The 3954-nt window shown below is 55.2% G+C and carries 4 protein-coding genes; 1 reads left to right on the top strand and 3 read right to left on the bottom strand.

The features are described from left to right. Window positions 1-548: 548 nt before the first annotated feature. The gene (locus ACXJKO_RS30310; RefSeq protein ID WP_457094729.1) at window positions 549-2060 is read left to right on the top strand and encodes a hypothetical protein; all 1512 of its coding nucleotides are present in this window, start codon (window positions 549-551) and stop codon (window positions 2058-2060) included. 202 nt (window positions 2061-2262) lie between these two features. Here ACXJKO_RS30310 and ACXJKO_RS30305 read toward each other — a convergent pair whose 3' ends face one another. From ACXJKO_RS30305 to ACXJKO_RS30295, 3 genes are all read right to left on the bottom strand, one after another. Further along, entirely contained in the window at window positions 2263-2784 is a 522-nt protein-coding gene (locus tag ACXJKO_RS30305) for an IS630 family transposase (protein WP_457094730.1), read from the bottom strand. 32 nt (window positions 2785-2816) lie between these two features. Then, window positions 2817-3335 carry a winged helix-turn-helix domain-containing protein gene (locus ACXJKO_RS30300; protein ID WP_457094728.1) on the bottom strand — a complete coding sequence of 173 codons (519 nt, stop codon included), beginning with the start codon at window positions 3333-3335 and terminating at the stop codon, window positions 2817-2819. Between the two features lie 323 nt (window positions 3336-3658). Continuing rightward, window positions 3659-3954, bottom strand: a 296-nt coding sequence (locus ACXJKO_RS30295) for a hypothetical protein (RefSeq protein ID WP_457094727.1), incomplete at its 5' end; no start/stop codon positions are given.

The following is a 3954-nucleotide window of genomic DNA, read 5'->3' as shown; positions in this document are numbered from 1 at the left end:
GGATCGCATGTACTGCAGCACCGTTCTTGCTAAGATCACATCTTGATAATTGATTTCTGTGCAGGCACCAGCGAGCAAGAGTTGTCAAGTCATGTCTTTCACAGTCTCGCCTGAGTGCAGCGTGTAGCCAATGACTAGCCATAGGCTGTGATCTTGCTCGCACCCAGATCAGCCAAGGCGACGCCTTGGCTTGCGGTGCGTTCGGTGGCTCCGAAAGCTTGAGAGGCGCCTTGGGCTTGCCTGAAAATCTGCCWCCAGCGCGTATCATGCAGCGAAGTCCGCCTGTATAGAATTGAGGGGATCGAAACAAATATTCTGTTAGATCAGAGCGACTGCCGGTTGATGGTTTATAGCGAGGAGCACCGTTTGTCATAGCCAAAGCCCTCTGCGCGGGAGCCGGTGCCAATGGAAGTGTGTTCGGCATGCCAGCCTACCCGACATGACCAGTGCAGCCCTGCCAATTAACAATCCTTGTAGACCTTAAGTCCGTTTGGTCGACACACGGGGAAGCCTTTGTTATAGGATCCGCACCTCAAACAAGGTGCTGCATGCTCTCTCCTTCACGGTCTCTCCTTAGCGCTCGTCATTTTTATATCGCTTTGACCCTTTCACTCGTGGTGGCGGGTCTATTTATTGCGCGTTATCAATATTATCCAAGTGTCACCGGTCGTGCAGATGCTTGGGCTTACCAGTTTTACGCTTTTCGCTTCCGAGAGTATGGTATTTTGCACGACTTTGGTACGGTCAGGACGTACGGATATCCGCTTTTTCTTTATCCACTCACGTATATTTCCGGCTACGATAACAATCGGCTTTCACTTGTTGCGGGAATAGTGCAGTTCAGTCTGTTCTTTCTAACGACGTTATGGCTGTCACGCCTCACAGCGAATATTTCTCGCCGCCTGTCGTTCGCGGTTCTAGTAGGGCTTTTGCTGAACCCTCTAGTGATTTCCCTCGTGACTGACGCATTAACAGAGGGGCTATCGGTCTCCCTCTATGTGATGCTTGCCGCGCTTGTAGTGAAGTTTGGTCAGTCAAAGGAAGGCGCGCGATTGGGGGTGCTCATCCTTGGCGCTTTCGTAACCGCTATCGCTCTTATGGTCCGACCTGCAAGCATTGCTGTTGTCATCGCATGGTACTTTGCCATAGCGGCTGTAGTGATCTGGGAATCTCGCACTCTCAGAGAGCGAGCTCTGGTTTGCGGGACAGCTCTGCTGTCCATGGTTGTTGCAGGAGGCGTCGTATGGGGGCCTCAACTGATCTACAATTTCCAGCTCTACAACAAGGCTACTTTTCTTCCAGTATGCCAATTGGGTGATTTCCAAGCCGCTTTCAGCGTCATCGCATGGAAATATGACACGACAGTTACGGGGGAACTCGCCGGCCCGTGGAATTATCTTAATCCGCTGTTTAATGGCCATTTGGCTGCTGAGGGTGGCTGGAAATGGTACTTTGAAAATCCTGTTGCTGGGATACTGACCCTTGGCGCTCATATCTTCAATGCATTCAGTGTAACGAGCCCCTTCACATATATTCGTGACCTCAATCCACTCTACGGGCTTCCACTTCGTGTCCTGTACTGGACACTCACGATCGTCGGTGCCGCCGGACTCCTGAGACACGCGTTGACGCTCGCTAACCCGAAGTATCGTGAACTTCGCACTTCGAATATTCTGGCCCTTAGCTTTATAGGCTTCTCTCTATTCTTTATCGTTGCTTTGAACAGCATTACCGCTGTAGAGGTCCGCTTCAACGTTGTTCCCATTGCGATGCTCTCGGTCTTCGCGGTCGAACGGTTCCTTGCATACATATCCGGCACAGTTGTACTTCGTAGGTCGGGTGCAATTGCCTACGTCGTATTAATCTTGGCATGTCTTGGTGGTTCATATGCAATGGATTTGCTTGGGACCGCCGGCATGGAAGGCCGCACCTTCGACTTCGATATTGTAAAGAATCAATGCTTTTTGGTCGCTGGCGATACAGGCGCGAACAGAGTGGCAATAATAAATGAATTCGAAGACCTGATGCGCATCCGTCGCGCCGAAGAAACCGCGAATTAGAAGGCATGCGTGAGCCTTCAAAAGAACGTAACTTGCCGAGCGGCGCCATGTATCTTGCAAGAGACTGTGGCAGTCGCTCGGCGACTAGCGATTGAGACTTGACCATGACGTAGGTGCTCGGCCGGTTGCGTGTAAACCACAGAAAGCGGAAGTCAGTTTTATTGGCCTACGCTTTCCTGCCTTTGGGGTGATACCGGCGCGCCTATGAAGCGACTTGTTTGATGTAGGGGTACGCGCAGAGGGACTGGATGCGTCCAGTCTTAGCCGTGAGTGCGTTCCAGGCGCGGCAACAAGCTTCGATGACGGCCCCTTCGTCGGCCAGCAACCGGTGTGAGAGATAACGCTCGCGCAGGTACAACCAGATGCGCTCGACCGGGTTGAGGTCTGGAGCATAGGGCGGCAGCGACACCAGAGTGAGATTGGCTGGGACATGCAACGCTCGCTCGTCGTGCCAGCCGGCTCCGTCGAGCACCATCACAGCATGCGTGTCGTCCGACAGGGTTCGGGCGAACTGTTCCAGGAACACGTCCATGGCCGCGGCAGAGACATGCGGGATCACCAGCGCGAAGTCCTCGCCGGTGGCTGGCCGCACGGCCGCAAAGATGTATGCCGAGGCAAAGCGCTTGTCGCACGAGCCTGGGGCCCTCTCACCCTTGATCCACCAGCGGTGCGCGATCCGGCCTTTCTGGCCGACCCGAGCCTCGTCTTGGAACCAGAGAGCTATGCGCTGGTCGGGATGGGCAGCCGCGGCTTCTTCTACGGCCGCAAGAAGCCCCTTTTTTCGAAGGCTTCGACCGCCTTGGCATCGCGCTGGGGATGAACGGGCCGGGTCTTTTGCCGCGACAGCCCCAACCGGCGCACCACCCGTGACATCGACTGCGGGCACATGGGCTTGTCGAACCGGACCTCGATGAAGTGGCACAGGTCCGGCAGGGTCCAACTGGAGGGCTCGTCTTTCTCCGGATCAGGACCACGCAGGATGCGGGCGATCAGGGCCGCTTCCTCGCCCTCGCTCAGGACAGGTTTGCGATGTCCCTTTGGATGATCGTAGAGCCCGGCCAGCTCCTCGGCATTGAAGCGCCTGACGGCATCGCACAGGGACTGGCGCTCGATCCCGACCACCCGCGCCGCATCCGCCCGGCTCATGCCCTCCAGGGCATTGGCGATCGCAAGCATGCGGCGCAAGGCGGCACGGCGACTGGGCTCCTTCTTGGCCCGGCGGCGCAGACCTGCAGGGCTATCGATGTCGGTTCGGATTGCAAGCATCTGGCCCATGGCCGCCTCCATCCTGCCATTCGAGATGGAATCACGATCGCGTTCGACAGAAAAGCCAGTCCAGAGTCAGTTCAACCGCGCGGCGGTATGAGTGCCAGATCCGCCAAATTCCTCGATGCGAAGCTTATAGATGGATTGGTGGTGGCAACGGCACTGGTTGCCATCAGCGCCCGCTTCTTCGAGCAACCATTCCTACATCTCAAGGACGGGCTCGTCGTCCTTCTACCACGGCTTATCTAGTGTAGACGTACCAACATGTTCGAGATGTCTCGCTGTATCGCCCCCACCTGTCGACCCACTTAAGCATGCGAGCGAGCGGGATGTCAGTCGGGACGTAAGGGAGTAATGCTTATCCTGTCCACGCCAATCCCTATCCCTGACTTTGCATCTAGTGGACTGTCGACTTCAAGATTGTTGACCGTAGAGTTGAAGATCTGCGCAGGGACTTTTGCCTCGAGTTTACGCTCAGATTTCTGCGATAGCTGCAAGGGGTGCCCATTAAGGGAAAACCTTACGTCTTTGACCGGGACCATAGTATAATAAAGCTCTAGCGAGATTAGATATTCTGAAGCCGTCGGGTTCAACTCGAAGAATACTCCAGCTTTTCGCTCAATAGCCC

The sequence above is a fragment of the Microvirga sp. P5_D2 genome (assembly GCF_054049475.1).
Note: the sequence above shows the minus strand (reverse complement) of the source record. Positions and strands in the feature narration are given on the sequence as shown.